General features: G+C 71.3%; 17 protein-coding genes. 14 read left to right on the top strand and 3 right to left on the bottom strand.

What is annotated here, in order from left to right; genetic code table 11:
- The first annotated feature begins 828 nt into the window (after positions 1–828).
- The 7 genes from QR78_RS20280 (at position 829) to QR78_RS20255 (ending at position 8,789) form a co-directional block, all read left to right on the top strand.
- Positions 829–2,169 (top strand): globin-coupled sensor protein, encoded by a 1,341-nt coding sequence (locus QR78_RS20280; protein ID WP_048429377.1) that lies wholly within the window; start codon positions 829–831, stop codon positions 2,167–2,169.
- 259 nt (positions 2,170–2,428) lie between these two features.
- On the top strand, positions 2,429–3,016 hold the full coding sequence (locus tag QR78_RS36150) for an ATP-binding cassette domain-containing protein (protein ID WP_053225573.1): 588 nt from the start codon (positions 2,429–2,431) through the stop codon (positions 3,014–3,016).
- Positions 3,013–3,882 carry an ATP-binding cassette domain-containing protein gene (locus tag QR78_RS36145; protein ID WP_244278491.1) on the top strand — a complete coding sequence of 290 codons (870 nt, stop codon included), beginning with the start codon at positions 3,013–3,015 and terminating at the stop codon, positions 3,880–3,882. Before QR78_RS36150 ends, QR78_RS36145 begins: the two co-directional genes overlap by 4 nt.
- Before the next feature lie 39 nt (positions 3,883–3,921).
- Positions 3,922–4,929, top strand: a complete 1,008-nt coding sequence (locus QR78_RS20270; RefSeq protein ID WP_048429376.1) for an ABC transporter permease — start codon at positions 3,922–3,924, stop codon at positions 4,927–4,929.
- A gap of 42 nt (positions 4,930–4,971) precedes the next feature.
- The gene (locus QR78_RS20265) at positions 4,972–5,994 is read left to right on the top strand and encodes a substrate-binding domain-containing protein (RefSeq protein WP_048429375.1); all 1,023 of its coding nucleotides are present in this window, start codon (positions 4,972–4,974) and stop codon (positions 5,992–5,994) included.
- Positions 5,995–6,119: 125 nt separating this feature from the next.
- The gene (locus QR78_RS20260) at positions 6,120–7,013 is read left to right on the top strand and encodes an amidohydrolase family protein (RefSeq protein ID WP_048429374.1); all 894 of its coding nucleotides are present in this window, start codon (positions 6,120–6,122) and stop codon (positions 7,011–7,013) included.
- Between the two features lie 279 nt (positions 7,014–7,292).
- A complete protein-coding gene (locus QR78_RS20255; protein WP_202972730.1) occupies positions 7,293–8,789 on the top strand; it encodes a mannitol dehydrogenase family protein in 1,497 nt (498 codons plus the stop codon).
- Positions 8,790–8,809: 20 nt separating this feature from the next.
- On the opposite strand, the gene QR78_RS20250 is transcribed toward QR78_RS20255, so the two are convergent.
- Both QR78_RS20250 and QR78_RS33045 read right to left on the bottom strand, forming a co-directional pair.
- Positions 8,810–9,106 (bottom strand): addiction module antidote protein, encoded by a 297-nt coding sequence (locus QR78_RS20250; RefSeq protein ID WP_048429373.1) that lies wholly within the window; start codon positions 9,104–9,106, stop codon positions 8,810–8,812.
- Between the two features lie 4 nt (positions 9,107–9,110).
- Entirely contained in the window at positions 9,111–9,401 is a 291-nt protein-coding gene (locus QR78_RS33045) for a type II toxin-antitoxin system RelE/ParE family toxin (RefSeq protein WP_082172181.1), read from the bottom strand.
- Positions 9,402–9,581: 180 nt separating this feature from the next.
- Here QR78_RS33045 and QR78_RS20245 point away from each other — a divergent pair, with 180 nt between their 5' ends.
- The 6 genes from QR78_RS20245 to xylB all read left to right on the top strand — a co-directional run bounded on the left by QR78_RS20245 (position 9,582) and on the right by xylB (position 16,553).
- Entirely contained in the window at positions 9,582–10,883 is a 1,302-nt protein-coding gene (locus tag QR78_RS20245; RefSeq protein ID WP_082172180.1) for an ABC transporter substrate-binding protein, read from the top strand.
- A gap of 400 nt (positions 10,884–11,283) precedes the next feature.
- On the top strand, positions 11,284–12,183 hold the full coding sequence (locus tag QR78_RS20240; protein WP_053221001.1) for a carbohydrate ABC transporter permease: 900 nt from the start codon (positions 11,284–11,286) through the stop codon (positions 12,181–12,183).
- A gap of 1 nt (position 12,184) precedes the next feature.
- Positions 12,185–13,003, top strand: coding sequence for a carbohydrate ABC transporter permease (locus QR78_RS20235; RefSeq protein WP_048429371.1), 819 nt, complete (start codon positions 12,185–12,187; stop codon positions 13,001–13,003).
- 11 nt (positions 13,004–13,014) lie between these two features.
- On the top strand, positions 13,015–14,118 hold the full coding sequence (locus QR78_RS20230; protein WP_048429370.1) for an ABC transporter ATP-binding protein: 1,104 nt from the start codon (positions 13,015–13,017) through the stop codon (positions 14,116–14,118).
- Between the two features lie 10 nt (positions 14,119–14,128).
- Positions 14,129–15,085, top strand: coding sequence for a carbohydrate kinase family protein (locus QR78_RS20225; RefSeq protein ID WP_048429369.1), 957 nt, complete (start codon positions 14,129–14,131; stop codon positions 15,083–15,085).
- Positions 15,086–15,098: 13 nt separating this feature from the next.
- Positions 15,099–16,553, top strand: coding sequence for a xylulokinase (gene xylB / locus QR78_RS20220; RefSeq protein ID WP_048429368.1), 1,455 nt, complete (start codon positions 15,099–15,101; stop codon positions 16,551–16,553).
- A 25-nt stretch (positions 16,554–16,578) separates the two neighbouring features.
- Here the strand turns inward: xylB and QR78_RS20215 are convergent, their stop codons facing one another.
- Positions 16,579–17,967, bottom strand: a complete 1,389-nt coding sequence (locus QR78_RS20215) for an aminotransferase-like domain-containing protein (RefSeq protein ID WP_048429367.1) — start codon at positions 17,965–17,967, stop codon at positions 16,579–16,581.
- Between the two features lie 195 nt (positions 17,968–18,162).
- On the opposite strand from QR78_RS20215, the gene QR78_RS20210 reads away from it, so the two are divergent.
- A complete protein-coding gene (locus QR78_RS20210) occupies positions 18,163–19,446 on the top strand; it encodes a hydroxymethylglutaryl-CoA reductase, degradative (protein WP_048429366.1) in 1,284 nt (427 codons plus the stop codon).
- The last annotated feature ends 43 nt before the right edge of the window (positions 19,447–19,489 follow it).

Genomic DNA, 19,489 nt, shown 5'->3' with positions numbered 1-19,489 from the left:
ATCGAACCAGAGGCTCGATCCCGACCGTCCGAGAAACGAAAAGCAGCGCCGGGTTGCCCCGGCCCTTGCTTCGTCTTCTTTCGGGTAGTCCCGTGGGGCAGGCCGTTTGCTCGGCGCCCCGTCGGTGAGCGGCTGTCTAAGGGGAGCCGGCTCACCTGTCAACTCGGGCCCGATCGGAGCGGCGTCGGCGGCCCCCGCACGCGGAAGGGTTCAGGATCAACACCGATCTCATCTCCCGGTCGTTCGAGATCCGCAATCGGTCATGGCGAGCGTCGGGGGCGCCGAGGGGCGACCGCCACGCCCTCGCGCCAGTTGGCCGGCCGGTCCGTCTCGCGGGGCATCCGATCGGGAGGGCAGGATCGATGCCGCCGATGGGGCCGATCGTGCCCACTCTCAAACGCAGGTCTGTCGGTCGGAAGACATTCATAGGGAACCGTGAGATCGACGAAGCATGGCGCCCGCGGCAACACCCCTTTCGCCGAGGCCGCCAAACCTCTCATTGCAATTCGAGTACAAACCCACCGTCTCTCTTAAGGCCGAGCCCATCACGGTCATCGGCCTGCTTTAACGGTCAAGTTCGCTTAAATTGGGATTGGGCGGTCGCCAATTACATGGCGGCCTCAATCATGAACAGTTACCCTTGGGTAGAATGCGGCGACGTGGCGCGCCGCCTCTTCCTGCTTATTGGGGCGTAAGGCGCATCCGACGGACGATCTACGCTGGATATCCCCACGAGAGCTACGGTCAGACTGTCATGTGAGATCGTGATCATCCTATGTTAATGGGTTTGGTCGCTAAAATTGCACATTGCGATGGGTGCAACTTGCCATGGATCACACGGACGCTACCACCGCGCAGGCCCGGCGCTTCGCCACGTTCGGCCTGACGAATGACGACATCGCCCTCCTCCAGGGCCTGGCCGGCTTCGCCCGGGAGCGCCTGCCGGCGCTGCTGGCGGAGTGGAACGCCCGCTTCGCCGCGTGGCCGGAGATCCAGGCGACCCTGCGCGATCCCGACGTGCACGAGGCCCGGGTCGCGCATTGGGTGCGGGTGGTGAGCGGGGATTTCGGCCCTGATTTCGCGGCCTCCGCCGAAAGACTGGCCTCGGTGTTCTACGGCCGGGGCGTGCCGGCCTACGCGGTGTCGATCTGTCATGCCACGGTGACGGCCGGCCTTGCCGGGGCGCTCGACCTTGCCACGCCGCGCCGGAGGCTCGGGGGAGGGCGGTCCCGGGCCGCTTTGCATGGAGCCCTCACCCGGGCGGCCTGGCTCGACCTCGAGGTGCTGCTCGAGACCTATGCGGCGGCCGAGCAGGCGAGCCGGCGGCGCACGACCGCGACCCTGGCGCAGGCCTTCGAGGACCGGGTCCTGGCGGTGATCGGCGCGGTGACCGATCAGGCCCGCGGCCTCGACGACACCACCGCCGCCCTGTCGCGCAATGCCGCGCGGTCGATGGAGGCCGCCACCGCGGTCGCGGCCGCGGTGGTCGAGGCGGCGGCGGGCACCGAGCAGGTCGCCTGCTCGGCCGACCAGCTCCGCGCCGCCATCGCGGAGATCGCCCGCGAGGTCGGCGGCTCCCACGCCGTCGCCGCGGAGGCGGTCATCCAGGCGAACGGAGCCGCGACCCAGGTCGCCGCCCTGGCGGAGGCGGTCGACCAGGTCGGTCACGTCGTGACGCTCATCACCACCATCGCCGACCAGACCAACCTGCTCGCGCTCAACGCCACCATCGAGGCGGCCCGGGCGGGGGCGGCCGGCCGCGGCTTCGCTGTGGTGGCCGCCGAGGTGAAGGCCCTGGCCCAGCAGACCGCCCGCGCCACCGGCCAGATCGCCGGGCAGATCGAGGGGATGCGGGCGGCCGCCGGCGGCTCGGTCGAGGCCATCACCCGCATCCGCGAGACGATCGGGCACCTGAGCGCCGGCAGCGCGACGATCAGTGCGGCGGTCGAGGAGCAGAGCGCGGCCACCGCCGAGATCGCCCGCAGCACCCGCAACGTCAGCGCCGGCACCGACGAGGTCGCCCGCCTGATCGACCGGGTGCGCGAGGATGCGAGCGACACCGCCGCGGTCGCGACCCGCGTCACCGGCTCGACCCGCGAACTCGGGGACCAGGCGGACGCGATGAGCATGACGGTCGGCGCCTTCCTGAGAGAGATCCGAGCGGCGTGACACCGGCGGGGTGCGAGGCCCGTCCGCCGCGAGGGCGGGCCCGATACGCACGCTCGACGACCGCCGCGGCCTCTCGCGGCAGATGAATCCAGTTCATCGATCGTTGCGCCGAATCCGTTTGCGCCGCCGCTCCGCCGCAGCGATCCATACCGGTAGGGAAGCGGGACAACCCGCTCCGACGTATCGGGAGACGCGCCATGGCCCTGGCAGGCCTGCAGGGAGGGGCTGGACCTGCCCGCCTTCGAGCCGGGGCCACGCGATGACGCCGCACGACCTCCTGGTCGAGGCCACCGGGATCCGCAAGAGCTTCGGGGCGACCTCCGTGCTGCGCGGGGTCGACCTCAGGATCGCCCCGGGCGAGATCCACGCCCTGCTCGGCGGCAACGGCGCCGGCAAATCGACGCTGATCCGCATCGTCTCCGGTTCCCTGCGGCGCGACGCCGGCGACCTGACCATCCGCGGGGACGGACCGAATCCGATCGCGGTGGTGTTCCAGGAACTGGCGCTGCTGCCGCACCTCTCGGTCGCGGAGAACATCTACCTCCCGCATCTGCGCCGGGGCATCGCGCCGGTGCGCGCGGCCCGGCGACGGGACGAGGCCCGGGCCGCCCTCGCCCAGATCGACGAGCGCCTCGCCCGCGAGGCGCTGGACCGTCCGGTCGCCGAGATCGACCTGCACGAGCGCCAGCTGATCGAGATCGCCCGGGCGCTCGGCTCGGGGGCCCGGCTGCTGCTCCTCGACGAGCCGACCGCCAACCTGCCTTCGCCGAGAGCGAGCGGCTGTTCGCCCTGCTGCGCCGCCTCGCCGGCCAGGGAATCAGCACCCTCCTCGTCTCGCACCGCATGAAGGAGATTCGCGCGGTGGCCGAGGTCTGCACGATCCTGCGCGACGGCCTGACCGTCGTCGATCGCCGTCCCCTCGCGGATCTCGACGATGCCGGCATCGTCGAGGCGATGGGCCAGAAGGCGGCCGTCCGGGGCAAGCCGGCGACGGCGACGGCGACCCGACCGGACGGTACCACCGTGGCGATCGCGGGCCCGGGCCTGACGGTGACGCTGCCACCCGGAACGGTCCTGGGCCTTGCCGGGGCACCCGCCGGCCCCGGGCAGCTGATCGACGCGCTCGTCGGCGCCGCCCCGGGCAGCGCGTGGCGCATCAGCCTGGACGGGGCGCAAGCGGACCTGCGCGACCCGGCCCGGGCCGTGCGGCAGGGCATCGGCTACGTCTCGGGCGACCGCGCCGAGAAGGGGCTCCTCACGACCTTGCCGATCCTCGACAACGTCGTGGCGGCCACGCGGGTCGCCGCCCGGCGCTGGCTCGCCCGCCGGCGCGAGGCCGACGTGGCGGGCGACGCCCTGGCACGCCTTTCCATCAAGGCCGGGTCGGTCGACGACTCGCCCCTCACCCTGAGCGGCGGCACGCAGCAGAAGCTTCTCCTCGCCCGCTGGCTCGAGCACCCGCCGCGGATGCTCGTCCTGGAGGAGCCGACCCGCGGCGTCGACATCGGCACGAAGCGCGAGATGTACGCCCTCATCCGCGAGATGGCGGCGCGCGGCACCGTCGTCGTGTGGTGGTCGACGGAATTCCCGGAACTCATCGAGATCTGCGACCGGATCGTCGCCTTCGACCTGCGGGGCGAGGTCAGCGGAGTGATCGCCGGTGCCGCCATCGACGAGGTCGCCCTGGCGCAGGCGACCGGCATGGCGGCCTGAGGCCCGCCCGGCGCGACCCTTTCGAAGAAGGACGACCCCATGACCGACATCCTCGCGGGCGCGCCGCCGCATGCCGGCCCCGCCCGGCCCCGGCGCGCCGGGTCGGGCGCACGCCTCTTGCGCACCTACCGCACCGAGATCGCCATCGCGGCGGCGATCGTGCTGATCGAGCTCGCGGTGAGCCTGTGGTCGCCGCAGGTGCTCTCGCTCGGCAACATCGCCAACATCGCCCAGGCCTCCGCGCCGCTGATCCTCGTCTCCCTCGGGGTCTTCCTCGTCATCGCGACGAGCGGCATCGACCTCTCGGTCGCCTCGACCTTCTCGCTCACCGGGATGGTCGCCGGGCTCGGGCTGTCGGCCGGCCTGTCCTGGCCCGTCGCCTGCCTGGCGAGCCTCGGAGTCGGCGCCGGGATCGGGGCGATCAACGGCGCGCTCGTGACCTTCGTCGGGCTCGCCCCCTTCGTCGTGACGCTCGTCACCTTCGCGGTCGGGGGCAGCCTCGCCTTCGTGGTGACCGACGGCCACTCGATCGCCATCCTCGACCCGGACTTCTGGTGGCTCAATGCCGGCACGCTGGTCCCGGGGATCGCCAATTACGTGCTGTTCTGCCTCGTCGGGGTCGCGCTGCTCGAATTCGCCCTGCGCAAGCTCGTCCTCGGCCGCTGGGTCTACGCCATCGGCAGCAACGCCAAGGCGGCGCGGCTCCTGGGCATCCCGGTCGACGCGGTGCGGTGCGGCGTCTACGTCGCGTCGGGCCTGTGCGCCTCCTTCGCGAGCCTGCTGAGCCTCTCCTACATCAGCAACTCGGAGGCGACCTCCGGTGCCAACCTGATGCTCCAGGCCATCGCCGCCTGCGTGATCGGCGGGGCGAGCCTGTTCGGCGGCACCGGCTCGGCGATCGGCGCGATGCTGGGCGCCGTCATGATCACGGTCATCCAGAACGGCGTGAACCTGATCGGCATCAACAGCTTCTGGCAGGGCTCGGTCACCGGCCTCGTCATTCTCGTCGCGGTGCTCATCGACCGCTTCACCAAGGCGCGCGCCTGACCGGCGCGAACAAGACGCCCCCATCCCGAAGGAGGACATCCCATGACGCGCGCTCTCGTGACGCCCTCATCCTTGCGCAGCCTCGCCCTCGCCGCGGCCTTCGCCTGCGCGGCGGCCGCCCCCGCTCTCGCCGAGACCAAGCCGGCCGAGGCCAAGCCGGCCAAGACGTTCACCGTCGCCTATATCGCGCCCTCCCTCGACATCTCGTACTGGCAATGGGTCGCCTACGGCGCGAAGACCAAGGCGAAGGAACTCGGGATCGCGTACATCGAGCTCGATTCGCACAACTCGCCGGTCGACCAGATGACCAACGTGCGCACGGCGCTCACCCGCGGCGTCGACGCCATCGTCATGGGGCCGGTGAGCTCGGCCAGCACCCCGCCGGTGCTGCGCCTGCTCAAGGAGAAGTCGGTCCCGGTGGCGTTCACCGGCATCGGCCCGCAGCCGGGCGCGACCGACTACACCGCGACGGTGACGGCCAACAACTACGAGGCCGGCCGCGAGGAGGGCAAGTTCGTCTGCGGGCTCGCCAAGGAGCGCGGCGGCACCAAGGTCGGCATGCTGTCGCTGCCGCAGGACCGCGAGAACGCCCAGAAATACCTCAAGGGCGCCAAGGAGGCCTTCGCGGCCGAGGGCTGCGACCTGGTGCAGGTGCTCCAGACCAAGGGCCTCACCGTGCGCGAGGCGGTGGACCAGGCCAACGACCTCCTGACCGCCCATCCCGACATCAAGGCGATCTACGGCATGTACGACGAGGCGGCGACCGGCGCCGCCAAGGTGCTCCAGACCAAGGGGCTCGTCGGCAAGGTCGGCGTCGCCACCGCCGACGGCAGCCCGACCACGGTGCGCCTGCTGCGCGACGGCGTGATCCAGGGCCTCTTTCTGCAGGAGGCCGGCGGCCAGGGCATCGAGGCGGTGCAGCAGGTCTACAACGCCCTGACGGGCGCGCCGGTGACCAAGGAGCTGCCGCTCCCCGAGCCGCTGGTGACCGCCAAGGACATCGACAGCCCGGCGGCGCAGGCCAAGCTCAAGCGCGTCTACCCGCCGTCCGCCGGCCAGTACTGAGCGCGACGCCTTCACCGAGCGCACCACCTGGGTCGGGCGCCGCCCGTCCCCGCCCCCCTTCCGCCCGGCCGCGACCCGTCCGGGCGGGTCCTTCGACGGGATACCCGCCCGGATTGGATGAGCCCATGGACGACTTTCCGATCATCGATCCCCACCACCACCTGTGGGATCTCGACAAGCACTACTATCCTTGGCTGACCGACGGGCCGAAGCCGATCGTCTTCGGGGATTACAGCCCGATCATCAAGAACTACCGGATCGAGGACTTCCTCGAGGACGCGCGCAACCAGAACGTCGTGAAGTCGGTCCATCTCGACGTCGGCTTCGACCCGCGCGATCCCGTCGGCGAGACGCGCTGGCTGCAGGGGGTCGCCGACGCGCACGGCTTTCCCCACGGCATCGTCGGCTATGCCGACCTGTCGTCGCCCGGCGTGCGCGACGTGCTGGAAGGCCACCGGGCGTTCCCCAACTTCCGCGGCATCCGCCAGTCGCTCAACTACCACCCCGATCCGGTCAAGACCTATCTCGAGCGCCCCGGCCTGAGCCGGGAGCCGGATTGGCGGCGCGGGTTCGGGCTCCTGCGCGACCTCGACATGTCCTTCGACCTGCAGCTCTACTACCCGCAGATGGAGGAAGCCTACGACCTCGCCCGCGCCTTCCCGGACACGCAGATCATCCTCAACCATACCGGGATGCAGGTCGACGGGATGGACCATTTCGACGCCTGGAAGGCCGGCATGCACCGTCTCGCCGCGGCGCCGAACGTCGCCTGCAAGATCTCCGGCCTCGGCATGGGCGACTGGACCTGGACGACGGACAGCATCCGGCCCTACGTGCTGGAGGCGATCGCCGCCTTCGGGGTCGACCGCTGCATGTTCGCCAGCAACTTCCCGGTCGACAAGCTGTTCTCGAGCTACGACCGGATCTTCGACGCCTTCAAGGCGATCACCGCCAGCTTCCCGACCCAGGACCGCCGCAAGCTGTTTCACGACAACGCGGAACGCTTCTACCGGCTGTGAGGGCAGACGCGGCTTGGAGCGGAAACTTGGAGCGGAGGCTTGGCGCAGAGGTCCTGCCTCGCCCCTCGACCGCCGGGAGGCCGAGGGGCGGGACGACGAGGTCGATTCGGGTCGAACAGGCCGATGGCGGCCGGTCGCGGGGCGAGCCGGAACGGCCGGGGCGGGGCCGACACGCGCCGGCCATCGACGCCGGCACGGCGACGGATTAATCAGGGGCCCCGCCGGGCGCCTGCCGCCTGCCCGAGCCAAGAACCCGAGCCGAGAACCCGAGCCAAGACCATGAGCATGCGCGCCGACCGCGATCCCGTGCCACTCAGCCGCGCCGCGCTGGCCTCGCTGTCGCCGCGCGTGCGGGTGCCCGCCTACGACGTGGCGCAGGTGCGCGCGGGCATCGTCCATCTCGGGCTCGGCGGTTTCCACCGGGCGCACATGGCCCGCTACACCCACGACCTGATGGAGCGCGAGCCCGAAGCCCTCACCTGGGGCATCCTCGGCGTCGGGCTGATGCCGGGCGACCGGCGGATGATCGACGCGCTGGCGCCCCAGGACGCGCTCTACACCCTCGTCGAGCGCGAGGGCGCGGACGAGACCGTGACGGTGATCGGCGCGCTCGCGGGCGTCGCCTTCGCGGGCGAGACGAGCGCGGCGGTGCTCGACGCGATCGACGACCCGGCGATCCGCATCGTCAGCCTGACGGTGACCGAGAACGGCTACTGCCTCGACCCGGCGACGAAGCGGCTCAATCCCGACCACCCGCTGATCCGGGCCGACCTCGCCGAGCCGGCGCGGCCGAGGAGCGCAGTCGGGGTGATCGTCGAGGCGCTGCGGCGTCGGCGCGAGACCGGCCGGGCGCCCTTCACCCCGCTCACCTGCGACAACATCCAGCACAACGGCGACGTCCTGCGCGACGCCGTGGTGGCGCTCGCCCGGCTGCGCGATCCCGCGCTCGCCGCGTGGATCGCCGCCGAGGTCGTCTTCCCGTCGACCATGGTCGACCGCATCACGCCGGTGACGGCGGCGGGGGATATCGCGGGCCTGGCCGAGCGCCACGGCCTCGCCGATGCCTGGCCGGTCTTCAGCGAGACCTTCACCCAGTGGGTGATCGAGGACCGCTTCCCCGCCGGCCGGCCGGCCTGGGAAAAGGTCGGCGCGCAATTCGTGGAGGACGTGGCGCCTTACGAGTTCATGAAGCTCAGGCTCCTCAACGGCAGCCACCTCGCGGTCTCGGGACTGGGGCGGCTGGCCGGCTACGTGACGATCGACGAGTCGATGGCGGACCCGCGCATCGCCGCAATCATGACGGCGCTCATGGACCGGGAGACCGGCCCGACCGTGCCGCCGGTCCCGGGGATCGATCTCGCCGAGTACAAGCGCACCCTCGTCGCGCGCTTCGCCAACCCGGCGATCCGCGACACGGTGGAGCGGGTCAACACCGACGCGCCGCTCAACGTCCTGGTCGATCCGATCCGCGGCCGCCTGCAGCAGGGCGGCAGCGTCGAGTTCCTGGCGCTGGCGCTCGCCGCCTGGCTGCGCCGGGTGCGGGGAGAGGACGAGCGCGGCGAGGCGATAGAGGTGCGCCACCCGATGGCGGCGCTCCTGCGCGAGACGGCGATCGCGGGCGGCGCCGACCCGCGCCCGCTGCTGGCCATCCGCCCGCTCTTCGGCGAGCTCGGCGACGACCCGCGCCTCGTCACGCCCGTCGCGGAATGGCTCGGGATGCTCGACGGACAGGGCATCCAGGCGACGCTCGACGAGGCGGCGCGGCGGGCGGGGTGATATCCCGTCGGGGCGGTCGTTCAGGCCGCCCCGGTCACCGGCGCAACGGTCAGCTTCAGCCCGAGGGACTTCAGCACGGCCATCAGCGTCGTGAGCTGCGGGTTCCCCTTGTCGGACAAGGTGCGATAGAGGGTTTCCCGCGACAGACCGGTTCGCTGGGCGATCTGGGCCATGCCCTGCGTTCGGGCGATGTCGCCGAGTGCGGCGGCGAGAAGGGCGGGATCCCCTTCCTCGAGGACGGCCTCCAGGTAGAGCGCCACGCGCTCGGGCGTGTCGAGGCTGTCGGCGATGTCCCATGGGACGGTCTCGAGAGGCATGTCGTCATTCCTGATTCGCGAGTTGCTTCGCAGCGAGGATGTCTTCGTCTTGCGTGCGCTTGTCACCTCCACAAAGCAGAATCACGACTTTCGATCCGCGCTGCGTGAAGTAAACCCGGTAGCCCGGACCATAATCGATCCGCATTTCGCTGACCCCATCTCCGACAGGCTTCACGTCACCCGGATTTCCGAGCGAAAGCCGGCGGATGCGGGTATCGATGCGCAGCCGCGCACGCTCGTCCCGCAGGCTGCCGATCCATGCGCGGAAGACGAGGGTTTGTCGGATCGTCGGCATGAACCTTTGTAGCTTGAAAGCTACGATTCGTCCAGAATAAACCCCGTGGACGACGATGCCGCAGCGACACGCTCGGGCCTCGTCCCGGCTTGACGCCAACCCGGCGGACCCTCACCAATCGCGCACAAGGCCGTCCCTCTCGGGGAGAACGGCGCGACGGGAGGATACGACGTGAGACGGATGCAACCCCTGGTTCTCGCCGCGGCCCTCGTCGCCGGCACCCCGGCCCTCGCGGAATCCACCCTCACCATCGCCACCGTCAACAACGGCGACATGGTGGTGATGCAGAAGCTGTCCCCGGCCTTCGAGAAGGCGCATCCGGACATCAAGCTGCGCTGGGTGGTGCTGGAAGAGAACGTTTTGCGCCAGCGCGTCACCACCGACATCGCCACCAAGGCCGGCCAGTTCGACGTGCTCACCATCGGCAATTACGAGGTGCCGATCTGGGCGCGTCAAAACTGGCTCGAGCCGATGGACGGCCTGCCGGCCGATTACGACGCCAACGACCTCCTCAAGACCGTCCGCGACGGCGTGAGCCGGGACGGCAAGCTCTACGCGCTGCCGTTCTACGGCGAGAGCGCGATGACCTATTACCGCAAGGATCTGTTCGACAAGGCCGGCCTGACCATGCCGGAGGCGCCGACCTACGACGAGATCAAGGGCTTCGCCGCCAAGCTCACCGACAAGGCCAGCCAGACCTACGGCATCTGCCTGCGCGGCAAGCCGGGCTGGGGCGAGAACATGGCCTACGTGACGTCGCTGGTGAACACCTTCGGCGGCCAGTGGTTCGGCGAGGGCTGGAAGACCACGATCGACACGCCGGAGTGGAAGAACGCGCTCACCTACTACACCGACGTCCTGAAGAATTACGGCCCGCCCGGCGCGACCTCGAACGGCTTCAACGAGAACCTGGCGCTGTTCGCCAGCGGCCGCTGCGCGATGTGGATCGACTCGACCGTCGCGGCCGGCCTGCTCTACGATCCGAAGCAGTCGCAAGTCGCCGACAAGGTCGCCTTCGCGCCGATGCCGACCGGCAGCTTCAAGGGCGGTCCGACCTGGCTGTGGAGCTGGAACCTCGGCATCCCGGCCTCCTCCAAGCAGAAGGAGGCCGCCAAGACCTTCGTCGCCTGGGCGACCAGCAAGGCCTATGTCGAGAGGGTGGCTAAGGAAAACGGCTGGGTCGCCGTGCCGCCGGGCACCCGGGAATCGACCTACAAGAGCCCCGACTACCAGAAGGCCGCGCCCTTCGCGGGCTTCGTCCTGAAGGCGATCGACAGCGCCAACCCGAACGGTCAGACCCGGAACCCGCGGCCCTATACGGGCGCGCAGTTCGTGGCGATCCCCGAGTTCCAGGGCATCGGCACCCAGGTCGGCCAGACCGTGGCGGCGACGCTGACGGGCCAGCAGACGATCGACGCGGCGCTGAAGGCCGCGCAATCGGCGACCGAGCGGACGATGCGCCAGGCCGGGTATCCGAAGTAGGCTGAAGGGCAACCCGGGGAATGAGAACGCGCTCTCCCTCCTCTCCCCGCGTGCGGGGAGAGGGCTTTGGTGACCTTGTCGTCACCAAAGCGAGGCGGTAGCCGAGGGTGAGGGGGTTTTTCCGGAGGAGTCTCACACGGAGATACCCCCTCACCCTCGCTTTGAACCTGCGGTTCGCCGCTTGCCGCGCCCTCTGAACGAGGGCTCGGCCCTCTCCCCGCCCGCGGGGAGAGGAGAGACCCGCCCTTCATCCGGCAATGGGTGAATGCGCGAGCTTGTGCGAGCCGGGGGTCGGCAACTTCTTCGTCCTGGTAAGTCAGTCCGGCCTGAAAAGACTGCGACGATGTGGGGCCGCCGTCGGCAGCCCCGACCTCAAGCCCCACGCGAGGCGACGACGGCCATGTCCACCCTCACCACCTCGGCATCCGCCCCCGCCAAGGGCCGCCGCTTCAACGGCCTGCCGTTCATCGGCCCCTCGGTCACCGTGCTGCTGATCTGGATGATCGTGCCGCTGGTGATGACCGTGTGGTTCTCGCTCCAGCGCTACAACCTGCTCGACCCGACGGTGACGGGCTTCGCGGGACTCGACAATTACGAGTTCCTGGTCACCGATCCGGATTTCTGGGCCTCGCTCACCAACACCCTCGTCCTCGTCGGCTCGGTGCTGGTGATCACGGTGGTCGGCGGCACGCTGCTGGCGGTGTTGTTCGACCAGCCCTTCCTGGGCCGCAACCTCGCCCGCCTCTTCGCGATCGCGCCGTTCTTCGTCATGCCCACGGTCGCGGCGCTGATCTGGAAGAACCTGATGATGCATCCGATCTACGGCGTCTTCGGCGCCGTGGCTCGCGCTCTCGGCCTTCCCGCCATCGACTGGTTCGCCGATTATCCGCTCGTCTCGGTCATCCTGATCGTGTCGTGGGAGTGGCTGCCCTTCGCACTCCTGATCCTCCTCACCGCCGTGCAGTCGCTGGACCGCGAGCAGCTCGAGGCCGCCCGCATGGACGGGGCCGGCGCGATGGCGCAGTTCTTCTACATCGTGCTGCCGCACCTCTCGCGGGCGATCAGCGTGGTGGTGATGATCGAGACGATTTTTTTGCTCACCGTCTTCGCCGAGATCTACGTGACGACCGCGGGCGGGCCCGGCAACGCCACCACCAACCTCGCCTTCCTGATCTACGCCCGCGCGCTGCTGCAATACGACGTCGGCGGCGCCTCGGCCGGCGGCGTGGTGGCGATCATCCTCGCCAACGTCGTGGCGTTCTTCCTCGTGCGCACCATCGCGCGCCGGCTGGAGGTGTAGGATGGTCAAGCAGAGTCTCCCGAAGCGCGTCGGCATCGCGGTGCTCGGCTGGGCGGCGGCCTTCGTGCTGTTCTTCCCCCTGCTGTGGATGCTGCTCACGAGTCTCAAGAGCGAGCCGGAGGCGGTGAACCCGTCGCTGACCTTCACGCCGACGCTGCAGAGCTACGGCGAGGTGCTGGCCCGGGCCGATTACCTGTCCTTCGCGCTCAACTCGGTGGTGATCTCGGTCGGCGGCACGGTGCTGGCGCTGGCGCTGGCGATTCCCGCTGCCTACGTCATGGCCTTCCACCCGACGAAGCGCACCCGCTCGACGCTCCTGTGGATGCTCTCGACCAAGATGCTGCCCTCGGTCGGCGTGCTCGTGCCGATCTACCTGGTGTTCCGCACCCTCGGGCTCCTCGATACCCGGATCGGCCTCATCGTCGTCTACACGCTGATGAACCTGCCGATCGTGGTCTGGATGCTGTTCACCTTCTTCAAGGAGGTGCCGCACGACATCCTGGAGGCCGGGCGGATGGACGGCGCGCGCACCGGCGCCGAGGTCTGGCACCTCTTGCTGCCGCTCACCCTGCCGGGCGTCGCCTCGACGGGGCTGCTCTCGCTGATCCTATGCTGGAACGAGGCGTTCTGGAGCCTCAATCTCACATCCTCGGCGGCGGCCCCGCTCACCGCCTTCATCGCCTCGTTCTCGAGCCCGCAGGGTCTGTTCTTCGCCAAGCTGTCCGCCGCCTCGACGGTGGCGGTGGCGCCGATCCTGGTCTTCGGCTGGCTGTCGCAGCGCCAGCTGGTGCGCGGCCTCACCTTCGGCGCCGTCAAGTAGGAGCCCTCGCCATGGCCACCCTTCGCCTCCGCGGACTGCGCAAGAGCTACGGCGACGCCGAGATCATCAAGGGCGTCGACCTCGACATCGCCGACCGCGAATTCGCGGTCTTCGTCGGCCCGTCCGGCTGCGGGAAGTCGACGCTCCTGCGGATGATCGCCGGGCTGGAAGAGATCACCGTCGGGGATCTCTTCATCGACGGGCAGCGCATCAACGAGGTCGGCCCGGCCGATCGCGGGCTCGCCATGGTGTTCCAGTCCTACGCGCTCTATCCGCACATGAGCGTGCGCGACAACATGGCCTTCGCCCTCAAGCTCGCCGGTGCGTCCAAGGCCGAGCGCGCCGCCAAGGTGGCGGAGGCCTCGCGCATCCTCCAGCTCGACGCCTATCTCGACCGCAAGCCGAAGGACCTGTCCGGCGGCCAGCGCCAGCGCGTCGCGATCGGGCGGGCGATCGTGCGGCACCCAAAAATCTTCCTGTTCGACGAGCCGCTCTCGAACCTCGACGCGGCGCTCCGCGGCCAGATGCGGATCGAGCTGGCGCGGCTCCACCGCGACCTCAACGCCACGATGATCTACGTCACCCACGACCAGGTCGAGGCGATGACGATGGCCGACAAGATCGTGGTGCTCAATGCCGGGCGCATCGAGCAGGTCGGCTCGCCGCTCGAACTCTACCATCACCCGGCGAACCTGTTCGTCGCCGGCTTCATCGGCAGCCCGCGGATGAACCTCCTGCCGGTGCGCGCGACGGGGCCCGACCCGGCCGGCGTGCGGGTGGCGCTGCCCGGCGGCGGCGAGGTGGTGGTGCCGGTCGACGGCACCCGCGCGGCACCCGGCGCCACCGTGACGCTGGGCATCCGCCCGGAGGCGCTGAAGCCCGGAACGGACGGGGCGCTCGCCGGCGAGGTCAGCCACGTCGAGCGCCTCGGCGGCCTGACGCTGGCCCATGTGACGGTCGCGGGCGGCGCGACGGTCGTCGCCCAGATCGAGGGCAGCGCCCCCGTGCGCACCGGCGAGACGATCCGCCTGACGATCGATCCCGGCGCGACGCACCTCTTCGACGGCGACGGCCGCGCCCTGCCGCACCGGTCGCGGCACCCGCTGGCGGCGTGAGGACACCCCCATGATCCTGGTCTGCGGCGAAGCCCTGATCGACCTGTTCGTCGAGACCGGCAGCCCGGCGCCCGACCGCGGCGGCCTGCCGGCGCTCGCGGTGGCGGGCGGCTCGCCGTTCAACCTGGCGATCGGCCTGCGCCGGCTCGGGGCGGAGAGCGGCTTCCTGGCCGGGCTGTCCTCCGACGCCTTCGGGCGGATGCTGGCCGACCGGCTGGCGGCGGAGGGCGTCGACCTCGCCTTCGTCAAGGAGAGCCGGCGGCCGACCCCGATCGCCGTCGTGTCGACCGGGGCGGACGGCCACCCGGCCTACAGCTTCCACGCTCAATCCTGCGCCCATGCCGACCTCGCCGTCGGCGAGCTGCCGGCTTCCCTGCCCGAGGCGGTGAGGGCGATTGCCATGGGCTCGTTCTCGCTGGTGGCCGAGCCCGTCGGCACGGCCTACGCGGCGCTCGCCGCCCGCGAGGCGCGGCGGCGGGTGATCAGCCTCGACCCGAACCTGCGCCTCGGCCTGATCCCGGACCTCGATCGCTGGCACGCACGGTTCGCCGACCTCGCGGCGCAGGCCGACATCGTCAAGCTCTCGGACGAGGACCTGCGGGCGGCCTACGGGGCGGGGGCCGACGAGGGAAAAATCGCGCAGGGCTGGCTCCAGGCTGGCGTCGCCCTCGTCGTCGTCACCGCCGGTCCCGACGGAGCGCGGGCCTACCACGCGGGCGGGACGGTCGCGGTGCCGGGGCGTAGGGTCGCGGTGATCGACACGGTGGGGGCCGGCGACACCTTCCACGCCGCGCTGCTGGCCCGCCTCGACCGGGACGGCCGGCTCGCGCGCGACGCGCTGCTTTGCCTCGACGCCGACGCCCTGCGGGACATCCTGTCCGAGGCGGTGGCGGCAGCGGGCATCACCTGCACCCGGCTCGGCGCCGACCTGCCGACCCGCGCCGACCTCCTGTCGGCTCTCTCCTGAACACGGTGCCACGATGTATCTCGGTCTCGATCTCGGCACCTCCGGCCTGAAGGCCGTGCTCGTCGACGAGGCGCAGCGCGTCGTCGGCAGCGCCACCGCGCCGCTCACCGTCAGCCGCCCGCATCCGGGCTGGAGCGAGCAGGATCCGGCACAGTGGTGGGCGGCCCTGGAGCAGGCGCTCGACACCCTGAAGGACCGCCACCCGGCCGAACTCGCGGCGGTCAGGGGTGTCGGCCTGTCGGGCCAGCAGCACGGGGCGGTGCTGCTCGACGCGGACGACCGGGTGCTGCGCCCCTGCATCCTGTGGAACGACACGCGCGCCACCGCCGAATGCGCGGCGCTCGAAGCGGCGTTCCCGGACCTGCGCCGGGTCGCCGGCAACATCGCCATGCCGGGCTTCACCGCCCCGAAGCTGCTCTGGGTCCGCGTGCACGAGCCCGAGATCTTCTCGCGGGTGGCCCGCGTCCTCCTGCCGAAGGCGTGGCTGCGCCTCGCGCTCTCCGGCGAGGCGGTCGAGGAGATGTCGGACGCCTCCGGCACGCTCTGGCTCGATGTCGCCGCCCGGGCCTGGTCGCCCGAGGCGCTCGCCGCTACCGGGCTCGCGCCGTCCGCGATGCCGCGCCTCGTCGAGGGCTCCGCCCCGGCGGGACGCGTGCGAGCGGAGCTGGCCCGGCGCTGGGGCATGGCGACCCCGCCGCTCGTCGCCGGCGGGGCGGGCGACAACGCCGCCGGCGCGGTCGGGCTCGGGGCGATCCGGCCGGGCGACGCCTTCGTGTCCCTCGGCACCTCCGGCGTGCTGTTTGCCGTCACCGACGGCGCGCGGCCCTACCCGGAGGGCGCGGTCCACGCCTTCTGCCACGCGCTCCCGGGCCTGTGGCACCAGATGGGCGTGACCCTCTCGGCCGCCGCCTCGCTGGCTTGGTGGGCCGGCGTCACAGGCCGGGACGAGGCGAGCCTGGTGGCGGAGGTGGGCCACGTCGCGCAGCCGAGCGAGGCCCTGTTCCTGCCCTACCTCGCTGGCGAGCGCACGCCGCACAACGACGGCGCGGTGCGGGGCGCCTTCGCGGGCCTCTCGGCCGGCACCGAGCGGCCGGCCCTGACCCAGGCCGTGATGGAGGGGGTGGCCTTCTCGCTGCGCGACGGCCTCGACGCCCTGCGGGCCTCGGGCACGCGGATCGAGGCCGCCGACGTCATCGGCGGCGGGTCGCGCTCGCCCGCCTGGATCCGCATCCTGGCAAGCGTCCTCGACCTGCCCCTGAGCCCGCTCGCCGAGGGCGAGCACGGCGGCGCCTTCGGGGCGGCGCGCCTCGCCCGCCTGGCGGTGACCGGGGAGGCGCCCGACGCGCTCTGCACCCCGCCCGCGCGCGGAGCGGCCGTGATGCCCGATCCCGCGCTCGTGCCGGCCTATGCCGAGCGGCTCGCGCGCTACCGCGGCCTCTACCCGGCCCTGCGGGCGCTGGCGGGCTGAAACCGCCGCGCCGGGGGAAGGCCGCTCACTCGGTCCCGGCCTCCTCGCGCAGGAAGCGCGCGAAGCGCGGGTCGCCGAGATAGGCCACGTTGACCCGCATCATCGGCGGCCCGGCCGGTCCCTCGGGCAGGAAGAGGCCGCCCGGCGCGATCAGGATGCCGCGCGCGGCGGCGCGGCGGGACAGGGTGTCGAGATCGCACGCCGCCGGCAATCCGCACCAGAGGTAGTAGCCGCCCCGCGGCTCGCCGAAGACCGGCAGACCCAGTTCCTGCAGGACCGTCCGGCCATGCAGCGCCGCCGCTTCGATCCGGCCGGCCAGGCGGCGCAGGTGGCGGCGGTAGCGCCCGCTCTCGATCAGGTCGTGGACGATGCGCTCGACGAAGCCCGAGCTGTTGACGCTCGTCACCATCTTGAGGTCGCGCAGGGCGGCGACGATGTCCGGGCGCGCCGCGACGTATCCGCAGCGCAGGCTCGCCGAGAGGGTCTTGGCGAAGGTGCCGACGTAGATCACCCGCTCGAGCTGGTCGAGGGCCGCCAGTCGCGGCTGGCCGGCCGGCAGGACGTCCGCGAAGGGGTCGCTCTCGACGATCCGCAGGTCGAGGGCGGCGGCGCGCTGGAGCAGCCGGTGGGCGACCGGCAGGGTCAGCGAGCAGCCGGTCGGGTTCTGGGCGAGCGAGTGGGTGAAGAACAGCCGCGCGCCGCTTGCCCGCGCCACCTCGTCGAGATGGGCGACGTCCGGCCCGTTCGGGCCGCGCCGCACCCCGACGATCCGGGCCTTGGCGAGCCGCAGCTTGCCGAACAGCGGGTAGTAGCCGGGGGAATCGACCAGCACCGGCTCGCCCGGGGCCACGAACTGGCGGATGATCAGGTCGAGGGCGTGGTTGGCGCCCGAGGTGAGCAGCACCGCCTCCGGCCCGGCCTGGATCGACCGCTCGGCGAGCATCAGGGCGAGGCTGCGGCGCAGCGGCGGGTGACCGTCCGGGCTGCCGTAGCTCTCGTGCGCCGCCGCCGCCGAGGGCCGCAGGCGGCGGCCGAGCTCCAGGCTCTCCATCCAGGAGGGCGGCGGGCGCCCGTCGCCGACCCGCACGTCGTAGTGCCGGTCCAGCTGCTCGCGCAGCAGCCAGACGCTGTCCACCGCCGCGACCGGGACGGGGCCCGGGGGTGCCGCCGGCGCCGGCCGGCGGCCCGAGACGTAGAAGCCCGAGCCCGGGCGGCTCTCGACCCGGCCCGAGGCGACGAGGCGCTCGTAGGCGTTGACGGCGGTGTTCTTCGAGACCGCGAAGCGCGCCGCCGCCGCCCGGATCGAGGGCAGGCGCTCGCCCTGCCGCAGGAGCCCGCGGTCGATGCCATCCGCCAGATCGGCGACCACCTGCTCGACGCGGGTGCGGGGTTCGGACTTTGCGACCGTATCCATGGCGCCGAGGGTACGGTCACTCCGGATAAGGCGCAAAGCGTTCCTTGCCGGCTGGGCACGGCTGGGTACGGTGCGGGCAACGGGCAGGATCTAACGGCCCGGACGGGGAAGAACGCGCTGAACGGGCCGCGACGGCGGCCGCCCCCGCTCCGGCCCGCGCGGACCGCCCTCGGCGATCATCGGCAGCAGGCTTCCATGCAGACCACGTCCCGGGCAAACCGCACCTCGCGCATCGCCGGCTTCCACACCAAGAGCCCCCGCGAGCGCCTCGACCTCGTGGCCGCCTTCGCCGACCTCTCCGAGCCCGAGGTCGCCCATCTCGCCGAGTTCGGCAACCTCGCTCCCGACCTCGCCGACCGGCTGATCGAGAACGTGGTCGGCACGATGAACGTCCCCGTCGGCATCGCCACCAACATGAAGATCGACGGCGAGGACGTGCTGATCCCGATGGCGACCGAGGAATCCTCGGTGGTGGCCGCGGTCTGCAACGCCGCGCGCCAGGTCTACGAGGACGGCTTCACCACCTCGGTCTCCGGCAACCTGATGATCGCGCAGGTGCAGGTGGTCGGCGTGAGCGACCCGTTCGCGGCCCGCCTGCGCATCCTGGAGCAGCGCGAGGCGCTGCGCGCCCTGTGCGACGCCTGCGATCCCGTGCTGGTGCGCCTCGGCGGGGGGCTGCGAGACGTCGAGGTGCGGGTGCTCGACACGTTGGGCGGCCCGATGGTGGTGACCCACCTCATCGTCGACACCCGCGACGCCATGGGGGCGAACGCCGTCAACACCATGGCGGAGGCGGTGGCCCCCCACATCGCCGGCTGGAGCGGCGGCCGGGTCTACCTGCGCATCCTCTCGAACCTCGCCGACCGGCGCCTCGCCCGGGCGCACGCGGTCTGGCGCACCGACGCGATCGGCGGGCCGGAGGTCCGCGACGGCATCGTCAGCGCCTACCACCTCGCCGAGGCCGACCCCTACCGGGCAGCGACCCACAACAAGGGCATCATGAACGGCATCGACGCCGTGGTGCTGGCCACCGGCAACGACACGCGGGCGATCGAAGCCGGGGCACATGCCTACGCCGCCCGCTCGGGCCGCTACACCAGCCTGACCCGCTACGAGGTCACGGCGTCGGGCGACCTCAGCGCCTCGATCGAGCTGCCGCTGGCGGTGGGCCTCGTCGGCGGGGCGACGAAGCTCCACCCGACCGCGCAGGCCTGCCTGAAGATCCTCGGGGCGACGACGGCCGAGCGCCTGGCCCGGATCATCGCCGCGGTGGGCCTGGCCCAGAACTTCTCCGCCCTCAAGGCGCTCGCCACCACGGGCATCCAGAAGGGCCACATGGCGCTCCACGCCCAGAACATCGCCATGATGGCCGGCGCGCTGGGCGAGGAGATCGAGGCGGTCGCCCGCGTGCTGGTCGCGCGGCGCCTGGTGCGCCTCGACGTGGCGCAGGAGGTGCTGGGCGAGATGCGCCAGGGGTAGAAGCCCGCCGAATCTGTCTCCTGCAATCTCATCCCACCCGCGA

It is taken from the genome of Methylobacterium indicum (genome assembly GCF_001043895.1).
GTDB classification, from domain to species: Bacteria; Pseudomonadota; Alphaproteobacteria; order Rhizobiales; family Beijerinckiaceae; genus Methylobacterium; species Methylobacterium indicum.
This window is presented reverse-complemented; position numbering and strand designations above follow the sequence as displayed.